The organism is Nocardia macrotermitis, from assembly GCF_009604405.1.
Lineage (GTDB): Bacteria > Actinomycetota > Actinomycetes > Mycobacteriales > Mycobacteriaceae > Nocardia > Nocardia macrotermitis.
Genome location: NZ_WEGK01000007.1, coordinates 35,804 through 57,007, shown reverse-complemented (window position 1 = coordinate 57,007; position 21,204 = coordinate 35,804). Strand labels below are relative to the sequence as shown.

At 65.3% G+C, this 21,204-nt stretch carries 20 protein-coding genes and 1 pseudogene; 5 read left to right on the top strand and 16 right to left on the bottom strand.

Annotation, left to right across the window (positions count from 1 at the left end; genetic code table 11):
• Positions 1-20 precede the first annotated feature (20 nt).
• Complete coding sequence (nirB, locus tag NRB20_RS17575; RefSeq protein WP_153411238.1) at positions 21-2,546, bottom strand: nitrite reductase large subunit NirB; 2,526 nt, start codon at positions 2,544-2,546, stop codon at positions 21-23.
• A gap of 41 nt (positions 2,547-2,587) precedes the next feature.
• Positions 2,588-4,060, bottom strand: coding sequence for a nitrate/nitrite transporter (locus tag NRB20_RS17570; protein ID WP_406603845.1), 1,473 nt, complete (start codon positions 4,058-4,060; stop codon positions 2,588-2,590).
• A gap of 302 nt (positions 4,061-4,362) precedes the next feature.
• On the opposite strand from NRB20_RS17570, the gene NRB20_RS17565 reads away from it, so the two are divergent.
• Positions 4,363-5,349 carry an NAD(P)H-dependent flavin oxidoreductase gene (locus tag NRB20_RS17565; RefSeq protein WP_153411236.1) on the top strand — a complete coding sequence of 329 codons (987 nt, stop codon included), beginning with the start codon at positions 4,363-4,365 and terminating at the stop codon, positions 5,347-5,349.
• 3 nt (positions 5,350-5,352) lie between these two features.
• Here NRB20_RS17565 and NRB20_RS17560 read toward each other — a convergent pair whose 3' ends face one another.
• From NRB20_RS17560 to NRB20_RS17535, 6 genes are all read right to left on the bottom strand, one after another.
• The gene (locus tag NRB20_RS17560) at positions 5,353-5,553 is read right to left on the bottom strand and encodes a hypothetical protein (RefSeq protein WP_153411235.1); all 201 of its coding nucleotides are present in this window, start codon (positions 5,551-5,553) and stop codon (positions 5,353-5,355) included.
• Between the two features lie 24 nt (positions 5,554-5,577).
• Positions 5,578-6,315 carry a respiratory nitrate reductase subunit gamma gene (gene narI / locus NRB20_RS17555; RefSeq protein WP_153411234.1) on the bottom strand — a complete coding sequence of 246 codons (738 nt, stop codon included), beginning with the start codon at positions 6,313-6,315 and terminating at the stop codon, positions 5,578-5,580.
• A complete protein-coding gene (gene narJ / locus NRB20_RS17550) occupies positions 6,312-6,992 on the bottom strand; it encodes a nitrate reductase molybdenum cofactor assembly chaperone (protein ID WP_153411233.1) in 681 nt (226 codons plus the stop codon). Before narJ ends, narI begins: the two co-directional genes overlap by 4 nt.
• On the bottom strand, positions 6,989-8,719 hold the full coding sequence (gene narH, locus NRB20_RS17545) for a nitrate reductase subunit beta (protein ID WP_406603851.1): 1,731 nt from the start codon (positions 8,717-8,719) through the stop codon (positions 6,989-6,991). The genes narJ and narH overlap by 4 nt, the downstream gene beginning before the upstream one ends.
• A gap of 72 nt (positions 8,720-8,791) precedes the next feature.
• Positions 8,792-12,592: a nitrate reductase subunit alpha gene (locus NRB20_RS17540; RefSeq protein WP_153411231.1), complete on the bottom strand. Its 3,801-nt coding sequence runs from the start codon at positions 12,590-12,592 to the stop codon at positions 8,792-8,794.
• Between the two features lie 412 nt (positions 12,593-13,004).
• Complete coding sequence (locus NRB20_RS17535; RefSeq protein ID WP_227833623.1) at positions 13,005-14,231, bottom strand: glycoside hydrolase family 76 protein; 1,227 nt, start codon at positions 14,229-14,231, stop codon at positions 13,005-13,007.
• A 134-nt stretch (positions 14,232-14,365) separates the two neighbouring features.
• Here NRB20_RS17535 and NRB20_RS38195 point away from each other — a divergent pair, with 134 nt between their 5' ends.
• The 4 genes and pseudogenes from NRB20_RS38195 (at position 14,366) to NRB20_RS17525 (ending at position 15,614) form a co-directional block, all read left to right on the top strand.
• Positions 14,366-14,542 carry a DUF4246 domain-containing protein gene (locus tag NRB20_RS38195; protein ID WP_227833622.1) on the top strand — a complete coding sequence of 59 codons (177 nt, stop codon included), beginning with the start codon at positions 14,366-14,368 and terminating at the stop codon, positions 14,540-14,542.
• Positions 14,543-14,639: 97 nt separating this feature from the next.
• Positions 14,640-14,822 (top strand): annotated as a pseudogene (locus NRB20_RS39605) (DUF4246 family protein); the annotation flags it as partial.
• A gap of 91 nt (positions 14,823-14,913) precedes the next feature.
• Positions 14,914-15,063: a hypothetical protein gene (locus NRB20_RS38185; RefSeq protein ID WP_227833682.1), complete on the top strand. Its 150-nt coding sequence runs from the start codon at positions 14,914-14,916 to the stop codon at positions 15,061-15,063.
• Between the two features lie 110 nt (positions 15,064-15,173).
• Positions 15,174-15,614, top strand: a complete 441-nt coding sequence (locus NRB20_RS17525; protein ID WP_319945046.1) for a VOC family protein — start codon at positions 15,174-15,176, stop codon at positions 15,612-15,614.
• A 4-nt stretch (positions 15,615-15,618) separates the two neighbouring features.
• Here NRB20_RS17525 and NRB20_RS17520 read toward each other — a convergent pair whose 3' ends face one another.
• From NRB20_RS17520 to NRB20_RS17485, 8 genes are all read right to left on the bottom strand, one after another.
• The gene (locus tag NRB20_RS17520; protein ID WP_319945045.1) at positions 15,619-16,434 is read right to left on the bottom strand and encodes a MerR family transcriptional regulator; all 816 of its coding nucleotides are present in this window, start codon (positions 16,432-16,434) and stop codon (positions 15,619-15,621) included.
• 198 nt (positions 16,435-16,632) lie between these two features.
• Positions 16,633-17,028: a hypothetical protein gene (locus NRB20_RS17515; protein ID WP_153411230.1), complete on the bottom strand. Its 396-nt coding sequence runs from the start codon at positions 17,026-17,028 to the stop codon at positions 16,633-16,635.
• 77 nt (positions 17,029-17,105) lie between these two features.
• A complete protein-coding gene (locus NRB20_RS17510) occupies positions 17,106-17,573 on the bottom strand; it encodes a hypothetical protein (protein WP_153411229.1) in 468 nt (155 codons plus the stop codon).
• A 232-nt stretch (positions 17,574-17,805) separates the two neighbouring features.
• On the bottom strand, positions 17,806-18,216 hold the full coding sequence (locus NRB20_RS17505) for a hypothetical protein (protein WP_153411228.1): 411 nt from the start codon (positions 18,214-18,216) through the stop codon (positions 17,806-17,808).
• Between the two features lie 13 nt (positions 18,217-18,229).
• Positions 18,230-19,702, bottom strand: coding sequence for a CIR N-terminal domain-containing protein (locus NRB20_RS17500; protein WP_153411227.1), 1,473 nt, complete (start codon positions 19,700-19,702; stop codon positions 18,230-18,232).
• A 3-nt stretch (positions 19,703-19,705) separates the two neighbouring features.
• Positions 19,706-20,008 carry a WXG100 family type VII secretion target gene (locus tag NRB20_RS17495; protein WP_153411226.1) on the bottom strand — a complete coding sequence of 101 codons (303 nt, stop codon included), beginning with the start codon at positions 20,006-20,008 and terminating at the stop codon, positions 19,706-19,708.
• An 11-nt stretch (positions 20,009-20,019) separates the two neighbouring features.
• Positions 20,020-20,346: a WXG100 family type VII secretion target gene (locus tag NRB20_RS17490; RefSeq protein ID WP_153411225.1), complete on the bottom strand. Its 327-nt coding sequence runs from the start codon at positions 20,344-20,346 to the stop codon at positions 20,020-20,022.
• A 71-nt stretch (positions 20,347-20,417) separates the two neighbouring features.
• Positions 20,418-21,188: an ESX secretion-associated protein EspG gene (locus NRB20_RS17485; RefSeq protein ID WP_153411224.1), complete on the bottom strand. Its 771-nt coding sequence runs from the start codon at positions 21,186-21,188 to the stop codon at positions 20,418-20,420.
• Positions 21,189-21,204: the final 16 nt, after the last annotated feature.

The window sequence follows — 21,204 nt, the reverse complement described above, 5'->3', positions numbered from 1 at the left end:
ACCTTGCGCCGAACGAACTTTCAGGAGGCCGGTACGCCGGGGACGCCGAGCAGGACCGGGACCTTGCGTTCGCCGGTGTCGTCGAAGGAGATGGTCGAGTCGGTCTCTTCCGGTGCGTTGACGAAGGAGACGAAGCGGGACAGGATCTTCTCGTCCGAGAGCACCGCGGCCCATTCGTCGCGGTAGCCGTCGATGTGGCGGGCCATGGCGGCTTCGAGGTCCTCGGCGATGCCCAGGCTGTCCTGGCACACCACGTTGCGGACGTGCTCGATACCGCCGTCGAGGGATTCCTGCCAGGGCGCGGTGCGTTGTAAACGGTCCGCGGTGCGGATGTAGAACATCAGATACCGGTCGATGTACCGGATCAGTGTGTCGTCGTCCAGATCCCCGGCCAGCAGGACCGCGTGTTTGGGGGTGAGGCCACCGTTGCCGCCGACGTACAGGTTCCACCCGTTCTCGGTCGCGATCACCCCCACGTCCTTACCCCGGGCCTCGGCACACTCCCGAGCACAACCGGAGACGGCGAGCTTGAGTTTGTGCGGGGACCGCAACCCCCGGTACCGCTTCTCGAGCAGCACGGCCATCGCGACCGAGTCCTGTTGCCCGTACCGGCACCAGGTGGACCCGACACAACTCTTCACCGTCCGCAACGACTTGCCGTAGGCGTGCCCGGACTCCATCCCCGCGTCCACGAGCCGCTGCCAGATCAACGGCAACTGCTCGACCCGCGCACCGAACATGTCGATCCGTTGTCCACCGGTCACTTTCAGATACAGATCGAACTCCTTCGCGATCTGACCGATCGTGATCAGTTGTTCCGCGGTCACTTCCCCGCCCGGCATGCGTGGGACGACCGAATACGTCCCATTGCGTTGCAGATTCGCGAGGAAGTGATCGTTGGTGTCCTGTAGCGCGGCTTGCTCGCCGTCGAGGATGTGCTCGCTCGAGGTCGACGCGAGGATGGACGCGACAGTGGGTTTGCAGATATCGCACCCGGATCCCTTGCCGTACTGGGTGATCAGAGCCGAGAAGGTACGGATCCCGGTGACCTGCACGATCTCGAACAACTCCGCCCGGGACTGCTCGAAATGCTCACACAACGCCTTCGACATGACCACACCGGACTGCTGAAGCAGCTTGCTGATCATGGGAACGCAACCGCCACAAGATGTTCCGGCGCTGGTACATCCCTTCACCGAGGCGATGTCACACGCGCCCTCGGCGATCGCGCCGCAGATCGAACCCTTGGACACGTTGTTGCAGGAACAGATCTGCGCGTCATCGGGCAACGCGTCCGCACCCAGCTCCGCACCCGCCGGGGAGATCAGCGCCGCGGGCTCGGCGGGCAACGGCCGCCCGACCAACGGCCGCAACGCCGCGTACTGCGAGGCGTCACCGACGAGCACACCGCCCAGCAGTGTGCTCGCGTCATCGGAGACGACGAGTTTGGCGTAGGTGCCCTTGGCCGCGTCGTGCAACACCACCGACAACGCGCCCTCGCTCTTGCCGTGCGCGTCACCGAAACTGGCCACATCGACGCCGAGCAGCTTCAGCTTGGTCGACAGATCCGCACCCGGAAACTCACCCGACCCGCCCAACAGCCGATCCGCGACAACCTCAGCGGTGCTGTACCCGGGCGCGACGAGCCCATAACAAGTACCTTCGACCGCCGCGACCTCACCGATCGCGTAGATGTTCGGATCACTGGTCACCAACCCCGAATCCGTGACCACACCACCGCGCGCCCCGACCTCCAGCCCGGCTTCGCGAGCGAGCTGATCCCGCGGCCGAACACCCGCCGAGAACACCACGGCAGCGGCATCGATCGTCGTACCGTCGGACAGCGAAACACGAACCCCCACACCGTCTTCGGCGGGTTCGATCGAAGAGGTCCCGACCCCGGTGTGCACATGCAGCCCCAGATCGCTGACCAGCTTCTCCAGCACGGCCCCGCCACCGGTATCGACCTGCGTGTGCATCAGCCGGTCGTTGTATTCCACGACATGAGCTTCCAACCCGAGCAGCCGCAGCGAATTGGCCGCCTCGAGCCCCAGCAGCCCGCCGCCGATCACCACGCCGCGTGCACCCGGCCCGCCCGCCTGCGCGGCGGCCCGGATGCGATCGAGATCCTCGACGGTGCGATAGACGAAGCATTGCGGCAGTTCATGTCCCGCCACCGGCGGCACGAACGGATACGACCCGGTCGCGAGCACCAGTGTGTCGTAAGCGATTACGGCCCCGGTCGAGGTCGTCACCGTGCGGGCGTCGCGATCGATCCGCTCCACCCGCTCACCCAGCCGCAACTCGACCAGCTCGTCATCGTGGAATGCGTTGCCGGGCAGGGCGAGTGCGTCCGGATCCCAGCTCCCGATGTACGAGGACAGTCCGACGCGATCGTAGGCCGCCAGCGATTCCTCGCCGACGATGACGATCCGCCAGCGCCCCTCGGTGTCGCGGGAGCGCAGCGCCTCCGCGAACCGATGCCCGACCATGCCGTGACCGGCGACCACCACTGTCCTGCAAGTGGATTCGACTGCGGAATTCATCATGTCCTCCGGGGCTGGGTTCGGGCTCGGACGTCGCGGGATCAGATGGAACGGGCCGAATGCTCCTGCACCGCGGCCGGTTCCGAACCTGCCAGCGTCTGGGTGACGGTCGCGAGGGTGGAGGCTTCGGGCTTGCTGCCGCGCGCCGCCTGCGGACGCCGCAGGAAGACCAGCGACACCACCAGCGCGCAGACCACGTAGAAGCCCATGAACACCCAGAACGCGGTCGTCGCGGAGTTGGTCGAGGCGTAGGACGAGCGGAACACCAGGTTGATGGCGACACCGCCGAGCGCTCCGACCGCACCCACGAAACCGATCAGCGCACCGGAGGTGTTCTGCGACCAGGCGGCCTGGGTAGCCGGATCCGCTTGCAGGCTCTTGGATTTCGCGTCGAACACCGAGGGGATGATCTTGGTGACCGAACCGTTGCCGACACCCGACAGCAGGAACAGCGCGATGAATCCGGCGATCAGGGCGATCATCGCCCCGCCGGTCGGCACGCCGTGGTGCTTGTCGCCGATCATGCCGGCGATACTGACCACCACCGCGGCCACGATCATGCCCAGGAAGGTGTACAGCGTGACCTTGCTGCCGCCGAAACGGTCGGACCACTTACCGCCGTAGGGCCGCATGAACGAGCCCAGCAGCGGGCCGATGAACGCGATCTGCGCGGCGTGCAGCGTGGCGTGCGTCGCGCTCTCCCCTCCGGCCTTGAAGCTGATCTGCAAGACCTGACCGAACGCGAAGCTGAAGCCGATGAACGAGCCGAACGTGCCGATGTACAGGAACGCGATCGCCCACGACTGCGGCACCTTCAGCGAGGTGATCATGTAGGACATGTCGGCCTTCTGGTTGCGCAGATTGTCCATGTACAGCGCCGCGCCGACACCCGCGAGCGCGATCAGCACCAGGTAGACCAGGCAGACGATCGAGGCGTTCCCGTAGGCGTTGCCGACCGTGGCGATGACCGCCAGGCCGACCAGCTGGATCAGCGGCACACCGAGATTGCCGCCGCCCGCGTTCATGCCCAGCGCCCAGCCCTTGAGCCGCTGCGGATAGAACGCGTTGATATTCGTCATCGACGAGGCGAAATTGCCGCCACCGAATCCGGCCAGCGCCGCGACGATCATGAAGGTCGTGTACGAGGTGCCCGGCTGGTTGATGAAATACAGCGTCAGCAGCGTCGGGATCAGCAGCATCACCGCGCTGAAGATGGTCCAGTTGCGGCCGCCGAAACGCGCGGTCGCGACGGTGTAAGGAATCCGTAGAAATCCGCCGACCAATGTCGGAACCGCGCCGAGGAAGAATTTCCCGGCCGGGTCGATGCCGAATTTGTCGGTCGGCATGAACAGGACCATGACCGACCAGATGGACCACACCGAAAAGCCCACATGCTCGGCGAATACCGACCACCACAGGTTTCGTTTGGCGATGTCCTTACCGCCGGACTCCCAGGCTTCGACGTCCTCGGCGTCCCAATTCTCGATATTGCGATTTCGCGACAGCGTGCTCAACGGGGCCTCCCACATCAGGTTGGCTCAACAGTAGGAAAAGGGTATTTCCGCCATGCTGCGTGGAATGTCGTCGACGTCAACGGTTCCGCACGGATATGCGGTGGCGGCCGTGAGATCGTGCCATTTGTTTCGGGAATGTGACATGCGGGTTGTGTGCCCGTCACGAAGTATCGGGGCGCGGCCGCGGGTGCGGGTGAGGTCGATATTACGCACTCTCGGAGGGGGCGGGATCGACCCGTGACGACCGGGATGCCGCTGATGTGCTGGTATGGGTGCATGTCAGCGCGCGCGGAAGTCACCCGATGGTAGCCGGGCAGCCGCCCTCGGCCGACGGGGCCGAGGTCCTGTCCACGGCCTGGTCGCGGGCGATGGGCCTGCGGATTCCCGTGGTCAACGCGCCGATGGGCGGGGTTGCCGGTGGGCGGCTGGCCGCCGCCGTCGGTGCGGCCGGTGGGTTGGGCATGATCGGGATGGGCAGCGCCGGATCGGTCGCCGCGCTCGAACGTGAACTCGCGCAGTTGGGCGATGATGCCGGGAGGTTCGGGATCGGACTGGTGGACTGGGTGGTCGCCACCCAACCCGGCCTGCTCGATCGGGCGATCGCCGCCGAGCCGGTGCTGATCTCGGTGAGTTTCGGGACGGACATGTCCTGGGTCGATCGCGTCCGTGATGCCGGAATCCGCACGGCCACACAGGTTTACAACGCCGAGGAAGCGAAACGCGCGGAACGGTCCGGCGTCGATGTCCTGGTCGCCCGGGGCGCCGAGGGCGGTGGGCACGGCGCGGTGGAAATGGCCACGCTGCCGCTGCTGGACGCGGTCCTCGACGCGGTATCGATCCCGGTCCTGGCGGCCGGGGGAATCGGTTCGGCGGCGACTCTGGCCGCGATGCTGACCGCCGGGGCCTCGGGTGTCTGGCTCGGCACCTGCCTGGCCGCCTGCCCGGAATCGCTGCTGTCGCAGGACGGCCGGGAGGCCATGATCGCCGCGCGGGGGACCGATACGATCCTCACCCGCGCGTTCGACGTCGGGATGGAATTGCCTTGGGCGACAAGGTTTCCCACGCGAGTACTGCGTAACGAGTTCGCCGCACGCTGGACCGGTCACGAGGCGGAGCTGGCCCGGGATCCGGCGGCCCGCGCGGAACTCGGAGCCGGGATCGCGCGCGCGGATCAGCGGGTGACGCCGATCGATGCCGGTCAGGGCGTCGGGCTGGTCACCGCCGCCGAACCGGTGGCGCAGCTCCTCGGGAGTCTGTGTGCGGGAGCCGCGCGGCTGCTCGGGCGGTAGCGGTCAATCCTCGCTGCTGCGCCGATCGCCGAGGAAGCGCAGCAGTGCGGGATCGGTGGAGGTGAACCGGTCCACTTCCTCACCGCCGGTGCACTGGTAGAGCACGACGGTCACCCGGTCGTCGCGGCGGTTCAGCACCCGCCACACCGCGCCGGAATCTTCCCAGCGTCGCAGCACCGCGACGGGATCCGCATCAAGGGCCATACGGTCCATGATCGCGCGCCAGCGTCACCAGCGTTCGGGAGTCACCGGCGCATCCCACGCCTTGGCGTAGCGGCTGTGGTCCGGACGCTGCACGGCCTTGGCCCGGTAGACGATGTACGGGCGGGTGAGATAACCGATCGGCGCGCTGAACATGTGCACGAGCCTGGTGTACGGCCACACGCCGATCAGCGTCAGCACGATCAGCCCGTGCGCCTGGAACGTCCACGGCGTGCCGACCATCAGTTCCGGATGCGGATGCAGCGTGAAAATGCTTCGGAACCAAGGGGATACGGTCTCGCGATAGTTGTAGGTGCCCCACAGCAGATTGCTGCCGACGGTGTTGAGCAGGCCGGTGATCAGGGCCGCGGCCAACAGCACGTACATCATCTTGTCGTTGTTCGTGGTGGCCTTGCGCACCGCGGGCACCGTGACGCGCCGGTACAGCAGGATCGCGATACCGGCGATCACCGCCACCCCCGCGACCGAACCCGCCGACACCGCGACCACGTGATACATCTCCTCGGAGACGCCCACCGCGTCGGTCCAGGACTGCGGAATCAGCACGCCCAGCACGTGACCGCCGATGACACCGAGCATGCCGAAGTGGAACAGCGGGCTGCCCAGCCGCAGTAACCGGCTCTCGTACAACTGCGAAGACCTTGTGGTCCAACCGAATTGGTCGTTGCGATACCGCCACAGGTGGCCGAGCACGAACGAGGTGAAGGCGATGTAGGGCAGGATCAGCCAGACGTCGGTACTCATCGGCGGGCCTGCGCCGTCTCGAACAGAGCGGGATCCATGGTGTAGGGGTCCATGCCGACCTCCTCGTCCGGCGGTCCCGCCGCGGCCAGTTCGGTGATGCGGCGGCGGTCCGCGATTGTCAGCGGGGGCAGTGTGGCCACCACGGCCGCGACGACGTCGGCGTAGTGGGAACCGTTGTCCTGCAAGGACAATCGCAACAGCTCGATGACCGGGATGTGCTCGCCGAGCAGGCGTTCGCCGCCGATCGGATCGACCGTGGCCGCGAATTCGAGCAGCACGGGCAGATGGTCGGGGAGTTCGCGGTCGTCGAGTTCGACGCCCGCGTGGCGGTAGGCGTGTTTGAAGCGCAGCAGGGCCATGCCGCGTTTGCGGGTGTCGCCGTAGGCGTAGAAGGTGAGGTGCATGCTCGAGCGGCGGCGCATGTCGAAGGTTTCGACGTAGCGCTGGGCCAGGTCCAGCGGCGAGGACTCGTTGACGTGATCGATGAAGCGTTGCAAGGGGATTCGCGCTTCGTCGGGGAGTCGCGCCGCGGTGTCGGCGATGCGGTCGATCGCGGTGAACAGGTTGTCGTCGGGGTAGTCCAGCAGGAGAGCGGCGGTGCGCCAGATCAGGCGGCGGTCGCGGTCGGACATCTGTACGGCCGGTTCGGGGCGGCGGCGTATTTTCAGGAGTGTCATCGCTGGGCCCCGCTCGAGATCGGTGAGGTGTCGTCGGTCTTGTGACCGTTGCCGTTGCCGTTGGACTCGGCTCGGGTTGCGTTGGCCCCGTTGCCGTTCGCGGCGGCTCCGTTGGTCCCGTTCGCGGAGTGCCCGTTGCCGTTCGCGCCCGGAACCAGCCCCTCGGTACTGCGACCGTCCCAGTTCAACAGATTGATCCGGTTCGTTTTCTGTTCCGGCGCAGCATCATTGGCATCGGTGAGATGGAATTTCTCCACCATCGTGTCGAAGGCGGTCATCCCCGGCCCGCCGTCGGTGTCCAGACTGCACCCGGTGGCGAGCGAATCCAATTCGTGCGCCTGCGAGGTCGCGCCCTGCGGAATCACGTACCGGTGTTCGTATTTCGCGATGGCCAGCAGCCGGTACATCGCCTCGATCTCCTCGGGTTCGAGGCGCACCGACGGCGCGATCGCCGGATCGGGCTCCTTGCCGAGGTTCACCGACCGCATGAACGAACGCATGGCCGCCAGGCGCTGCATGGCCGCGCGCACCGGGCCGATCTCGCCGGCGGTGAACAGTTCGGCGAGATATTCGATCGGAATGCGCAGCGCGTCGATGGCCCCGAACAGATTCGAGGCGTCCTCACCGTCGTGCCCGGTCTGCGACAGCGACTCCACCACCGGCGAGAGCGGCGGCACGTACCAGACCATCGGCATGGTGCGGTATTCCGGATGCAGCGGCAGGGCGATCTGATAGTCCACGATCAGCTTGTAGACCGGCGAATTCTGTGCTGCCTCAATCCAATCCGGACTGATACCGGCACGTTCGGCCTCGGCGACCACGCGCGGATCGTGCGGATTCAGGAACACCCCGAGTTGGCTGGGGTACAGGTCCTTGGGATCGGTCACCGAGGCGGCCTCGAGGACGGCGTCCGCGTCGTACAGCATCACGCCGATGTAGCGCAGCCGTCCCACGCAGGTCTCCGAGCAGACCGTCGGAATGCCGACCTCCACGCGCGGGTAGCAGAACGTGCATTTCTCCGCTTTACCCGTCTTGTGGTTGAAATAGATCTTCTTGTAAGGACATCCGGTCACGCACTGCCGCCAGCCGCGGCACTGGTCCTGATCGACCAGCACGATGCCGTCCTCGGCGCGCTTGTAGATCGCTCCCGACGGGCAGGAGGCCACACACGACGGATTCAGGCAGTGTTCGCAGATCCGGGGCAGATAGAACATGAAGGTCTGCTCGAACTCCAGCTTGACCTGCTCGGAAAGCTTGGACAGCAACGGATCCCGGCCGACCTGCTCGGGGCCCGAACCCAGATCGTCGTCCCAGTTCGCGCCCCAGGTGATCGTCGTATCCTGGCCGGTGATCAGCGATTTCGGCCGCGCGACGGGGGTGGTGTCCATGGCTGGGGCCGACAGCAGGTTGTCGTAGTCGTAGCTCCACGGCTCGTAGTAGTCCGCGACCGTGGGCAGGTCCGGATTGGCGAAGATGTTGAGCAGCCGCTTCATTCGCGATCCGGACTTCAGGGTGAGCCGGCCGCGCTTGGTGAGCTTCCAGCCGCCCTTCCACTTCTCCTGATCCTGGTACTGCCTCGGATAACCTTGTCCCGGACGGGTTTCCACGTTGTTGAACCACATGTACTCGGTGCCGCCGCGATTGGTCCACGCCTGCTTGCAGGTGACGCTGCAAGTGTGACAGCCGATGCATTTGTCCAGGTTCATCACCATGGCCATCTGTGCCATGACACGCATATCAGTACTCCACTTCCTGCGAACGTTCATCGGGCGCAGGGTGGTGGCCTCGTCGCATTCTCATCAGTACTCCACTTCCTGCGTGCGTTTGCGGATCGTGGTGACCTCGTCGCGCTGATTTCCGGTGGGGCCGTGGTAGTTCAGCGCGAACGACTGCTGTGCGTAGCCGCCGATGAGATGCGTGGGTTTGATCATGATCCGGGTGAGGGCGTTGTGGATGCCGCCGCGCTTGCCCTTGCCGGGCTGCTGTTGCGGTGCGGGCCAATCGAATCCGGCGCCGCTGGACGCGGTCGAGTCCGGCTTTCCTTCGATACGCGGGACGCCGACGGCGCGGTCCTGGGCGTGGTACATGAACACCGTGCCCTCGGGCATCCGATGACTGACGATCGCCCGCGCCACGACGACGCCGTTGCGGTTCACCGCCTCGATCCAATCGTTGTCCGCCACACCGATCTTCGCGGCGTCGCGGTCCGACATCCAGATCGCCTGGCCGCCGCGCGAGAGCGTCAGCATGTGCAGGTTGTCCTGATACGCCGAGTGGATCGACCACTTCGAATGCGGCGTGAGGTACCGCACGGTGACGCCGTTGTCACCGACGGACCCCACCCCCGGTTCGCTGAACAGGGCACTCATGTCCAGCGGCGGGCGGAAGATCGGCAGCTGTTCGCCGAGTTCGGCCATCCAGTCGTGGTCGAGGTAGAAGTGCTGGCGTCCGGTGAGGGTGTGCCAGGGTTTGAGGCGTTCGGTGTTGATGGTGAACGGCGAGTAGCGGCGTCCGCCGGTCTCGCTGCCCGACCATTCGGGGGAGGTGATCACCGGCACCGGCCGGGATTGGGTGTCGGCGAAGGTGATTCGCTTGCCCTCGTGTTCGGCGGCCAGGTCCGCGAGCTTGGTGCCGGTGCGGCGTTCGAGGGCCTCGAATCCCTCCACCGCGAGCCGCCCGTTGGTGGTGCCGGACAGTGCGAGGATCGCCTCGGCGGCGTGGGTGTCCTTGGCCAGCGACGGACGTCCCTGTGCCACACCGGAAACCACCGTGCCGTTCACCCCGGCGAGGTAGGCGACCTCTTCGTCCGGGTAGGTGGTGACGCCCTTGGTGGTGACGCCGAGCGTTTCGATCAGCGGTCCGAGCGCGGCCATCTTCTCCGCGATCTTCGGGTAATCCCGTTCGACCACAACCAGTTTCGGCATGGTCCTACCGGGAATCGGCTCGCACTCACCGGTTTTCCAGTCCAGCACGCGCCCGCCGGACTGCGCCAGCGCGTCGGGCGAATCATGTTGCAGCGGAACGGCGATGACGTCCTTGCGCACACCCAGATGCTTCTCGGCCATCCAGGAGAATCCGCGCGCGATCCGATGGAACGCCTCGAAATCGGTCTTGGCCTCCCACGGCGGGGAGATGGCGGGGGAGAAGGCGTGCACGAACGGGTGCATATCGGTCGAGGACAGATCATGCTTCTCGTACCAGGTCGCGGCGGGCAGCACGATATCGGAGAACAGGGTCGTGCTGGTCATCCGGAAGTCCAGGGACAGCAGCAGATCCAGTTTTCCGGTGGGCGCCTCGTCGCGCCAGACCAGTTCGGACGGCCGCACCCCGGCGCTGTCGGTGGTTTGCAGATTGGAGTCCGCGCCCAGCAGATGTTTGTGGAAGTACTCGTTGCCCTTACCGGACGAACCCAGCAGATTCGCGCGCCAGACGGTCAGGCAGCGCGGGAAGTTCTCCGGCGCGTCGGGATCCTCGCACGCGAAACGCAGTGCGCCGGACTTCAATTCGTCCACGACGTGATCCGCGGCCGATTTGCCGGACGTTTCGGCCTCGTCGGCCAGATCCAGGGGATTGCGGTCGAAGGTCGGGTAGGTCGGCATCCAGCCCAACCGGCTGGCCAGCGCGATATTGTCCGCCGCGGTGCGCCCGGCGAAGGTGCCCTTGCCCAGCGGCGAGGAGAACGCCTCCGCGGTGAACGGGTCGTAACGCCACTGATCGTTGGTCAGGTACCAGAACACCGTGCCCTGCATCTGCCGCGGCGGGCGCTGCCAGTCCAGGCCGAAAGCCAGTGTGGACCAACCGGTTACGGGCCGGCACTTCTCCTGGCCGACGTAGTGCGCCCAGCCGCCGCCGTTCACGCCCTGGCAGCCGGTCAGCAGGGTGAGGGTGAAGAACGCGCGATAGATCTGGTCCGAGTGGAACCAGTGGTTGGTGCCCGCGCCCATCAGGATCATCGAGCGACCGCCGGATTGTTCGGCGTTGTCGGCGAATTCGCGCGCGATCCGCTCGGCCTGGGTGGCCGGTACGCCGGTGATGGTCTCCTGCCAGGCCGGGGTGTAGGGCTGGGTGGGGTCGTCGTATCCGGTGGGCCAGCTGCCGGGCAGCCCGTCGCGGGGTACGCCGTATTGAGCCAGCAGCAGATCGAAAACGGTCGTAACCCGTTTGCCCGCAACGAGTGTCGTCGGGACACCGCGCAGGACGCTGCCCGGCACATCGCTGTCGAAACGGGGCAGCCGCAGGGTGACCGGTTGCGCCCCGGGCTGCCCGTGCAGGCTCAGCAGCGGATCGGTGCCCTCGAGGTCCAGATTCCATTTCCCGGCATCGGCCGCGCCGAAGCGGTGCCCGAGAGATCCGTTGGGCACCACCGGATTTCCGGACTCGTCGAGCAGGACCATCTTGTGCTCGACGCCCTCGCCCTGCTGTCCGAGATCGGCGGCGGTGAGGAATTTGCCCGGCAGCGTGCTTTCCTGGTGGTACTCGCCCTCGGCGTCCCAGCCGCCCGCCTCGTCCAGGCAGATCAGGAACGGCAGATCGGTGTAGCGCTTGACGTAGTCCAGGAAACGCGGCGTCGTGCGGTCGACGAAGAACTCCTTGAGCACCACGTGCCCCATCGACATGGCAAGTGCCGCATCGGTTCCCGGACGCGCGGGCAGCCACTCGTCGGCGAATTTGGTGTTGTCCGCGTAGTCGGGGGAGACCACGACGACCTTCTGGCCGCGATAACGCGCCTCGGTCATGTAGTGCGCGTCCGGGGTGCGGGTCACCGGGACGTTCGAACCCCACATGATCAGGTATCCGGCGTCGAACCAGTCGGCCGATTCGGGCACGTCGGTCTGATCGCCGAACACCTGCGGCGAGGCCACCGGCAGGTCGGCGTACCAGTCGTAGAACGAGAGCATCGAGCCGCCGAGCAGTGAGATGAATCGCGCGCCGACCGCATGGCTGACCATCGACATCGCCGGAATCGGGGAGAAGCCCGCGACCCGGTCCGGGCCGTACTGTTTGATCGTGTAAACGTGTGCGGCAGCGGCGATTTCGGCCGCCTCCCACCATTCGGCCCGCACGAATCCGCCCTTGCCGCGCGCGGACTTGTACCGCCGGGCCCGCTCGGGATCCTCGACGATCTCGGCCCACGCGAGCACCGGATCCTTCACCCGCGTCCTGGCTTCGCGATACATCTCCAGCAGTACCCCGCGCACATACGGATACCGAACGCGCGCAGGGGAATACGTGTACCAGGAGAAGGACGCGCCGCGCGGGCAGCCGCGCGGTTCGTATTCGGGTTTGTCCGCGCCCACCGACGGATAGTCGGTCTGCTGCGACTCCCAGGTGATCACGCCGTCCTTGACGTAGATCTTCCACGAACACGATCCCGTGCAGTTCACCCCGTGCGTGGACCGCACCACCTTGTCGTGCGACCAGCGGTCCCGATAGAACTCGTCGGCCTCGCGCCCGCCCTGCTTGTGCAGCGTGCGCTGATCGCCGGAAATCTCGCCCCGCCGGAAGTACTTACCGAGCCGCAGCAGCGCGTCCCCGGCATCCTCGATCCCGATGCCCGGGGCAGGGCGCGACGCCGATACTCGGTCACGTGAGTTGACCATGATGCCCCTTCGAGCGGAATAGCAGGCTGACTCGTCCGACTGTAAAGACCCACCCGGAGCAGGCAAAACATCTCTCTCACACCCCAATCCGCCCCGCGGTGCGCTGTGAGGTCGCCGCAACCTACCGGTCACCCCGCAGCCCAGTGATTCTCGTCACCGCTCACCCCTGAGCAGGCCCGACGCCCCCGAATCCCGAAAATCCGCCCCCGCGCGGCCCCCTTGTTCGACAACCGGTGATGGATTGGAAACTGCCGCTTCTCGGACGGTTTACATTAATTAACACGCCTGAACCGCGTTCCGGACGCCGTTTCTCGCCCCATCGCGCCCGAGTTCACCGGCCTTTCGCCACCGCTCCAGCCGAGTTGTCACAGCCGATCGCGTGGCCCGGTCGTGGCGGTCCCGCACACCGCTCTCAGTGCCCCGCCGCGGTGAGCTGATGATCCGCCTCGAGCAGCATCCACCCGCTGAGCTGGACCGACAGGTCGCGGCTCAGGTTCGCGACCTGCGCGTTCGAGGAGTGGGTGAGCTGGGTGAAGGTGCCGGGGTGCGCCGGGACGGTGAGGGGGCGGCTCCAGTCCATGCCGAACAGGGGGAGCCCGCCGACCTCGGCGCGGTGTTCCCAGGCCGCGCGGGCGGAGGTGTGGACGATGTTCGCGGCGGTGGTGTCGCCGAGCGCGAGGGCGGCCTCGGCGAGGTATCTGGCCAGGATGCCCATGAACAGGCCGGAGTCGTTCGCGGTGGCAGCGGCGATCACACCGTCGGTGGTGAGGTGCTCCGCGGTGGCGGCGATGAGTTCGGTCGCCCGGTCGCGGTGGGTGGAATCGCCTGTGCGGGTGGCCAATTCGGCTTCCAGGCCGATTGTCGCGCCCTGGCAGTAGGTCGGTGTGGCGCGGTCCACCCGCCCGCCGGGTTCGTGGACGCCGTCATAGATCAGACCGGTGCGCGGATCGCGCAGGCGACGTTGGAGGAAGTCCGAAAGTGCTGCGGCGCGGGATAATTCGCCGGTCCGGGCCATCGCGATACCGGTCGGGCCGATCGCGGAGGTGGAGTAGTAGTTGTCGTTGGAACGCCACGGCACCGCACCGATCTCCGGCTGCCAGCCCGCGTACAGCGCGCGGTGCAGATCCCCGACGGCTGCGCCGAACCGGATCCCGAGCAGGCGTTCGGCCCGTTCCATCGCCAGTATCAGCCAGGACATGTCGTCGTAGTAACTGTTCACCCAGCCGGTGAAGTTACGGACCCGGATGCCGCGGGCGACGGCGAAGATGCGCTCGATGCGTTCGGGGGTGCGGGCCCGGATCGCGGCGTCGACCGCGCAGTCGAGCAGATGCGCCTGCCACCAGTAACACCATCGCCCGAGCAACAGTTGCTCCCACAGCGACGCGGGCCAGACCAGCGTGCCCAACTGAACCTGCGACTCACCCCAGAGTGAACGCACATAACGCTGCACGATCGCCTGTTCTGCCAGGTCGGCCCGCTGCCCCGACTCCTCGGGACCCGGTGGCGCCTCCTGGCTGATCATCACCGCCTGCGTCGGCTGCGCGGTAGCAGTGAGCGCCACCCAGGCCCCGGCCGCAACCAGGACACTGCGTCTACCGATTCTGTTGTCGCGGCGATCCATCCGCTCGGACTCCCTCATACCAACAACGATCACCGGAGCGGAAAATGTGCACCGACATCGTATCGGGCGGAGACTTCCCGCGCGCGGCGGCAATCTGTCGGACCGTTGACGTACTCTCGCCGCGGCATCGATTCAGCGAGAGATCCGAGGCAATGACAGCTCTGCCGACCTTCCCCCTGCCCTTCCGCTCCTACCATCAGGTGGCCACCACACCGCCCCGCAGCCTGCGCGAGTTGCAGATGATGCGACTCAGCGCCCTGATCCGGGCCAAACCGGACTGGTTCGTGAAGATGCACGACGCGGAGATCGTCGCCCGGTGGACGCGGTAGGCCACCGAGCGGGACCTGACGGAAGCCCAGATCCGTTATGTGCTGGCGGAATTGACGTATTACGCCGGGTTGCGGGGATGCGCGCACTGGTATCGAGGTGTCGGCTGTCGACGGGGTGTGGCAGTCGGACGTGTTGATCGACGACGAATTGAAATCCCGTCTGTGCGAAGCGGTTCGAGTGCTGGAGGAGGTTCCCGAGGCCGAGCGGGACTGGCATCCGGGTGCGGACGGTCAGGTGCTGGATCTGGTGCATCCGTCGCTGTTCTGTCTGGTGCGCGGGGTGCCGCACTGGATGATCCCGACTACGAGCAGAACGACCGCAACGGTGTGCGGGAGGTCTACGCCTCGAGGACGAGGGACCGCTGGCGCAGGTGCTGGGCTCCGCGCTCAAGCCCACCTCGACCATGACCCTCGCCGAGGCGAAGGAGCACCGCGCCCAGCTGATGCACGAACGGAAGTTCTTCGTGGACACCCACAACGAGGAGATCTACGAGCGGGAGTTCTCCCTCTGTGAACACTGAACCCGCACAAGGTGTTTCGATTTCCTCGCCGACCGCCGATGAATTCTCGCCGGCGAGTCGGTCCTAACGGAGTAACTGCCCGGGTGGGCTCGTCGATTCAGGAGGGTGTTGTGGCGATTCAACGGATGGACAACGTATTGATCGTGGTCGAGGACCTCGATGCGGTGATCGGGTTCTTCGTCGAACTCGGGATGGAGTTGGAAAATCGCGGCCCGGTCGAGGGCCCGTGGGTGGAACGGGTGATCGGCGTCGAGGATGTGCGGCAGGAGGTGGCGATGCTGCGGATCCCCGGTGCGCCCGGCGGCATCGAACTGGCCATGTTCAGCAACCCCGAGGTGATCCGGACCGAACCGAAACACGCCCCCGCGAACACGCTCGGCATCCGCCGCGTCATGTTCGCCGTCGACGATATAGATGACGTCGTCACCCGGCTGCGCGCCCGAGGCGCCGAACTCGTCGGCGAGATCGTGCAGTTCGAGCAGATCTATCGGCTCTGCTACGTGCGGGGACCGGAGGGCATCGTCGTCGGGCTCGCCGAGGAGCTGCGCTGACGCCTCACAGCAGCCGCACCGCGAGTTCGTAGACGGTGTCCGTCTCCCGTGCTCCGGCGGGATCGCGCAGGAAGATCTGCCGGGGCCGCCAGTCGGATCGCTCGTCGTGCGCGGTCAGCCACTGATGCAGCGATTCGAATCCCAGCGCCGTCGTCATCTCGGATTTGGGGACTTCGATATACGCCTCGCGCGTCGCGGGTTCGTCGCGCACGAGCATGTCCGGGAAGCGTGCGGCGACCGCTTCGAGTTCGGATCTGCTTACCGGACAACAGAATTCGACCGGAGCATCGTCGTCGGGACCGAGCTCGCCGTGATACCGCAGGAACGGCAGCCCCGCGACACCGTCCGGCCGCGGCACCGACGGACCACCGAACAGCGCGAACAACGGTGTTGCGAATTCACCGATCCGATCCGCGGCCAGATTTTCGGTACAACTCAACAGCGCACGTTCGGGAATGGTGCGAACGGACACGGGATACACGGCAACCTGCTTTCCACCCAGTTGGGCAATGAGGAATTCGGCCAGCCGCCGCTTACCGGTGAACGCCCGCTCCCGCTCGTCCCAGTACTCACTCAGCCCCCGCGCCCGCTGATCCACCGGCTGCGCCAACACCGCACCGATGGTCGCCAGCGGCATATCCAACCGCCGCAACTGCGCAATATGCCGAGCCACCGGCACCTGCCCCACCCCGTACCACCGATACCCACTCTCCGGATCAACCCGCTCAGGCACCAGAATCCCCGCATCCGCATACAACCGCAACGCCTTCGGCGACAACCCGGCCAACCGCGCAAACGCCCCGATACTCACCAGATCCACCGCTTACCTCCTCGCCGCCACGAATTTCCTCGTATCGAGCATGGGGTCGGCCCCAGGGGCAAAGTCAACCAGCGTTGTCGGACGTTCCCGCGCAAGCTGCGCCCGTTCTGCTGGTTCGCCGCCGATGGTCACTGAGGCACCCGTTGTTACGGGGCGATGCTGCGGGACCTGTGTGGAACTGCGAGCGGTTCGAAGCGTTCAGCGTGGCCAGTCGAGTTGGTGGTCCGGGATGCCGAGGTTGCGGCCGTGGTCGGCGGCGATGGTGTGGCCGTGCTCGTCGTCACGTGCGAATCGGAAGATGCGATTTCGGAAGACTATGAATGTTTCTGTGTGAGTGTGGAATTCGACGTACCAGGGGCCGATGTCGAGCGCTCCCGCAAGCTCGTCGGCGAAGGTATGGGCGTGAGTGACATCGACACCGAACTCGATCAGCGTCCAGGCGGGTGGCTGTCCGGCGGCGGGTTGCGCCGGTACCAGTCGCGTGATTGTGCCGAGAGTGATGCCGAGGCTCGGCAAGGTACTGCCCACTCGCAGGCTTTCAGCGATCAGCACACCGATCGCCCGGTCGACGTCGGATTGGCCGGATGAGGTCATCCCCCATGGGATCACGATTACCCAGGCGCCCAACATCATTGAATGCTCACTGAGCGAAATTGCTCACCCGCGAATCTCTATGCTTTGGTTCCAGGCTCAATCCGAGTTGATTCGAGATCTGAACAGCTTGGGGGAGTAGAGGTTTCGGCTACGGTTTGCTCGTGGAGCGCTTGGCGTTGCCGTTCGACGTTCGCCAGCTCGGCCAAGGCTTGATCACGGGAATGCTGAGCGTAGGAGATCATCCCCATCGTAAGCATCTCGAGCGGATCCCCATCGGGCCCCAACTTGGCCAGCCGCGCAGCCATAACCGCAGCCATACCCGCCATGTTCATCCCCTCGGGCCGAGCAATCGGCAACGCATTCCACCAGGAGTTGGTGACGTTGGCGGCGAACTCGCTCGACGCATCGGCCAGCCCCCGCCAGAGGTCGACCAGCAGATCGGCGTACTCGTCAACGGTCATCTCGACCGGATCAGCGACCTCCGCGTCTTCACCGGCGTCGGCAGCGTGCGCCGGTACGCCCGCGGTTGGTTCCGGTGTCTCCACGAGGTTCTCCGTTGTCGTTGGGGGACTAGCGTTTCCACGAATCATGATGCGCTCGAGCGGGCCGTAGCACCATCATTTGGTCATCATTCGAAGCATATCGGTCAGTGTCCGCGCTCCGGCCTGGACCGTCTGATCATTCAGGTTTTTGAACTGAATGTTGCCGTAGACTCCGTTGACATTCGCGCCGAGCATAACCATCTGAGGACCGACAGCCTCTGCCCACGTCTGCGGATCAAATATGAAAGGAAATTCCGCCACTACCGTCCGTGTCGGACGCCGGTCGTGCGGGTGTATGAGTACCTGGTCCAGATCCCTGGTCGGTCCGGGCGTCGTCTTCGGGATACTGGATGCGCTGGCCCTTCGCATCGTAGGCGGGGCGGCCCTGGGCATCGAACCAGATGTCGGTGGCCGGGTCGTGAGTCCAGCCTTCGAACTCGGTGCCGACCAGGTCATCGATGAAGTATTTTTCTCCCCAGCCCAACCCAGGTGTGCCTTCGCGGGGTGGCAGGGTCGCGCCGAGCCGGGTGAACTCCTCGAATATTGCATCGGTGGCGGCGAGCTCCTCGGCGCTAGGGTATTTTATGCCCATTTGCTCGCTCTCTTCGCGGCTGTAGAACGTGAATCGACCTACTCTTTCCGGCATGTGTTTTTCCTTTCTACGGTTCGACCAGTTGGATTATGGTGCGCCGCGGGTTCGATGGATCGGCTTTTATGCCTTTTACCAAGAACTTCGTGGCCGATTGGAATGCCACCTCGTCATGTGTGCCACCGAGTTCGGACACGTCACGGCCGGTTTTCGACACGATTTGAAACGTGGTGTTCGTAGTGTTCACCATGCCTCCGTTGTTCACCCCGGCCGGGTTGGTGGATGAGTTCATGAATCCATTGCCGTTCCACGGCTTGCCTTCTTGGAAGCTCTTTTGAAGGCTTGCGAGTTCGTCGCCAGTCAGGTCGATATCTCGGCGGACGGGACCGGCGTGCACGGGTGCCTTGCTCATGGCACTGTTGATGAGGTCGAGCTTTTGTTGCTGTTCGGCGGTGAGTTTGTCGCCTTTGCGGAGCGCTCGCACCAGATCGCGACCAGGGCCGCGCAACAGCGCTTGTTCTTCTTCGCGGCTCATGTACTTGCCGCCACCGCTGAGCCAGTCCTGAGCGTTCTGCTGTACCCGCTGTTGTATCTCCGCTATCTTCTTCTGCTCGGCCGCAAGTTTCTGTTCTGCCTGGAATGCTTTCTTGGCTTTCCGGGCCTTGACCCACGCTTCGACCATCTCGCGGATAGGGCCCACGAATCTGTCGACGATTTTGGCGACACGTGCGGCTGTCACCACTGTGGCCAATCCCGCGGTCAAACAGTTCGCGACCGCACCGAGAATAATGGTTACGCCCACCTCCACAGCCAGGCTTTTTGCGAGCTCCTCGAGCTTTTTCTTCAGTCGCTCGCGCAGGTTGTGCAGGTCGTCGTGGTGGGATTGGCAGGATTTCGCGAGTTCGTCGCACCCGTCCACGATCGTGTTCGCCGAGAGTTTCATCCCTTGCAGATCTTCGACGACATGTGTGGCTTCGGGAGATTTGACCAGCGAGACCGAGTCGATGATGCGGCCGATACTGGCCGCCAGCCCGTTGATGGCGTGGTCGGCGTGCATCGTGGTCCAAGTGCCCGCGAGCGCGGAGAGCTTGTCCAGGTCGCCGTCCGGGATGATGATGCCGACCTTCTCGGCGAGGTGGATCGCGTCCGACAGGCCGTTCCCGGGTCCACCCGCCGAGGGCGGAGACTTGCGGCACATCAGCACGGCCGGGAGTGGATCCGCGGGCCGGGTGGGGGCCGCGCCCTTGGTACCGGTAGTAGCGTTCCAGTCCGCGAGCTGGTGGTTGTAGCCGAGCGTGCGCAGCGCTTTCGCGTAGGTGTCCATCAGCTCGGCGAGCGAGAACATCGTCTGGAGTGCCTGGTGGGAGTTGGCGTCGTATCCGGCCGCCCAGGATTTGGCTTCGTCGTAGGACCCGGCCATCGAACCGCACTGATCGAGTGCGTCGCCGCGACCGTCGAATGCGTTGTACAAGTCCACGGCCAGGCCGTGCAGGGCTGTGGCGGCGGTGTAGTAGATGGATGGCTGGACGTCGATCGTGGTCACGGATCAGATTCCCAGCACTTTGCGGTTGGCGGTGATGACGTCGCCGTAGGCGGTGTGTGCGGTCTGGGCGGCGGTGTGCATGGCCTGAATGCCGTCGCGGGCCTCACCGGCGGCTTTCATCCATTCGCGGTGCGCCTCGGCGTGTTTGTCCGCAGCCGCGCCGGTCCATTCCTGGTGCGCGGCAGCGATTCTGGAGTCCAGGCCGGTGAGGGATTCGGTGATGAATCCTTGCAGCCCTGAGATACGGGTGGTCACCTCATCGAGGTGTTCGAGGTCGACACGGTATCCGCGGTCCGGGTCACTCATGGTCGGGCTCCTTACGGCAGGTCGAGGGAGGAGACACGAGCCGTGGTCGCGTCGGCGCGGGCGGTGTCCAGATCGGTGATGCTCGCCGCAGTCACCCCGAGCAGATCCGCCATTGTGTGCAGGGCATCCAAGACCTCGAGTGCGGCTTTGCGGGTGTCCTCCCACGCCGCGAGGTATGCGTCGGCTGCGGCACCGTGCCACGTGGACATGAGGCCCTGGACCTCGGCGTCGGCGCTGTGGATTCCCGAGACCAGAGCTTCGGCAGTCTGCTGGACGTAGGTTCCGGTCGAGCGCACGGTCTCGGGCACTATTGCGAATTCTGCTGCGGCTGCTGACATGCAGTCCCCTCTACTCGCTCGTCTACTCGTTGCCGCCGATGGTATCGGTCATCGTTCGACCGTCGAGTTCGCTACCAGTGGTCGGGTTCGTCTTCGCGGAGGCGTTGGAGGGCGCGTTCTATCCAGGTGGCGAAGCAGGTGGATAGGTCGGTGGGGGTGGCTGGGCGGATGGTGAGGTGTTCGCGGGTGCGGAGTTGTAGGTAGCGGCCGTCGCGGGCTATGTCGAGCCATTGGGTGGTGTACCAGGGGTTGGGGTGGTGGAAAGGGGAGCCGGTGAGGAGGCCTGCTACGCCGCCGCCGTCGAGGCGTTGTTTGGTGAGGCGGTCGAAGCGGTCGCGTGGGGTGTTGCGTGAATATGTTTCGGGCTGGCGGGTTTTCAGGTCTTTGATGTGGAAGGTGTCCGGTTTTGTTTGGCCTGCGGGGAAGGAGGGGACGATGTTGGCCAGGCGGGCGGGGAGTTGTTCGGTGCGGAACAGGCGGCCGCGGATCTGGCCGCCGACCGACTCCTGCGGGCCGGGATCGGCTGTCTGGGTGAGCATTACGGCGTGGTGTGGGGTGCGGGCGCCGACGATTCGGTATTCCTTCGGCGAGCCTTTGCCGAAAGTGGTTGACTCGCCGGTGATTTCGATCCTGACGTCGGAGTTGACGAGGGTGTGGAAGGCGAGCTCGATCAGTTCGGTCTGGTCGGCGTCGTAGCGGGCGCGTACCGTCCGGCGGTGTGCGGTGGCGGCGTCCATGGTGGGGAAGCGGCTGGTGTAGCTGAGTGGGCGGGGTAGCCGGTCGCGTGCTTCGCCGAGCCACAGGGCGGCGAAATCGTCTGGCTCCCATACCCATTCGGCCATTATTCGCTCACCTCGA

Bases quoted from the DNA above. Each gene is read 5' to 3' on its own strand.
- nirB (WP_153411238.1), bottom strand. From the start codon at position 2,546: ATGAATTCCGCAGTCGAATCCACTTGCAGGACAGTGGTGGTCGCCGGT.
- NRB20_RS17565 (WP_153411236.1), top strand. From the start codon at position 4,363: ATGGTAGCCGGGCAGCCGCCCTCGGCCGACGGGGCCGAGGTCCTGTCC.
- NRB20_RS17560 (WP_153411235.1), bottom strand. From the start codon at position 5,553: ATGGCCCTTGATGCGGATCCCGTCGCGGTGCTGCGACGCTGGGAAGAT.
- narI (WP_153411234.1), bottom strand. From the start codon at position 6,315: ATGAGTACCGACGTCTGGCTGATCCTGCCCTACATCGCCTTCACCTCG.
- narJ (WP_153411233.1), bottom strand. From the start codon at position 6,992: ATGACACTCCTGAAAATACGCCGCCGCCCCGAACCGGCCGTACAGATG.
- narH (WP_406603851.1), bottom strand. From the start codon at position 8,719: ATGGCACAGATGGCCATGGTGATGAACCTGGACAAATGCATCGGCTGT.
- NRB20_RS17540 (WP_153411231.1), bottom strand. From the start codon at position 12,592: ATGGTCAACTCACGTGACCGAGTATCGGCGTCGCGCCCTGCCCCGGGC.
- NRB20_RS17535 (WP_227833623.1), bottom strand. From the start codon at position 14,231: ATGAGGGAGTCCGAGCGGATGGATCGCCGCGACAACAGAATCGGTAGA.
- NRB20_RS38195 (WP_227833622.1), top strand. From the start codon at position 14,366: ATGACAGCTCTGCCGACCTTCCCCCTGCCCTTCCGCTCCTACCATCAG.
- NRB20_RS17515 (WP_153411230.1), bottom strand. From the start codon at position 17,028: ATGACCTCATCCGGCCAATCCGACGTCGACCGGGCGATCGGTGTGCTG.
- NRB20_RS17505 (WP_153411228.1), bottom strand. From the start codon at position 18,216: ATGCCGGAAAGAGTAGGTCGATTCACGTTCTACAGCCGCGAAGAGAGC.
- NRB20_RS17495 (WP_153411226.1), bottom strand. From the start codon at position 20,008: ATGAGTGACCCGGACCGCGGATACCGTGTCGACCTCGAACACCTCGAT.
- NRB20_RS17490 (WP_153411225.1), bottom strand. From the start codon at position 20,346: ATGTCAGCAGCCGCAGCAGAATTCGCAATAGTGCCCGAGACCGTGCGC.
- NRB20_RS17485 (WP_153411224.1), bottom strand. From the start codon at position 21,188: ATGGCCGAATGGGTATGGGAGCCAGACGATTTCGCCGCCCTGTGGCTC.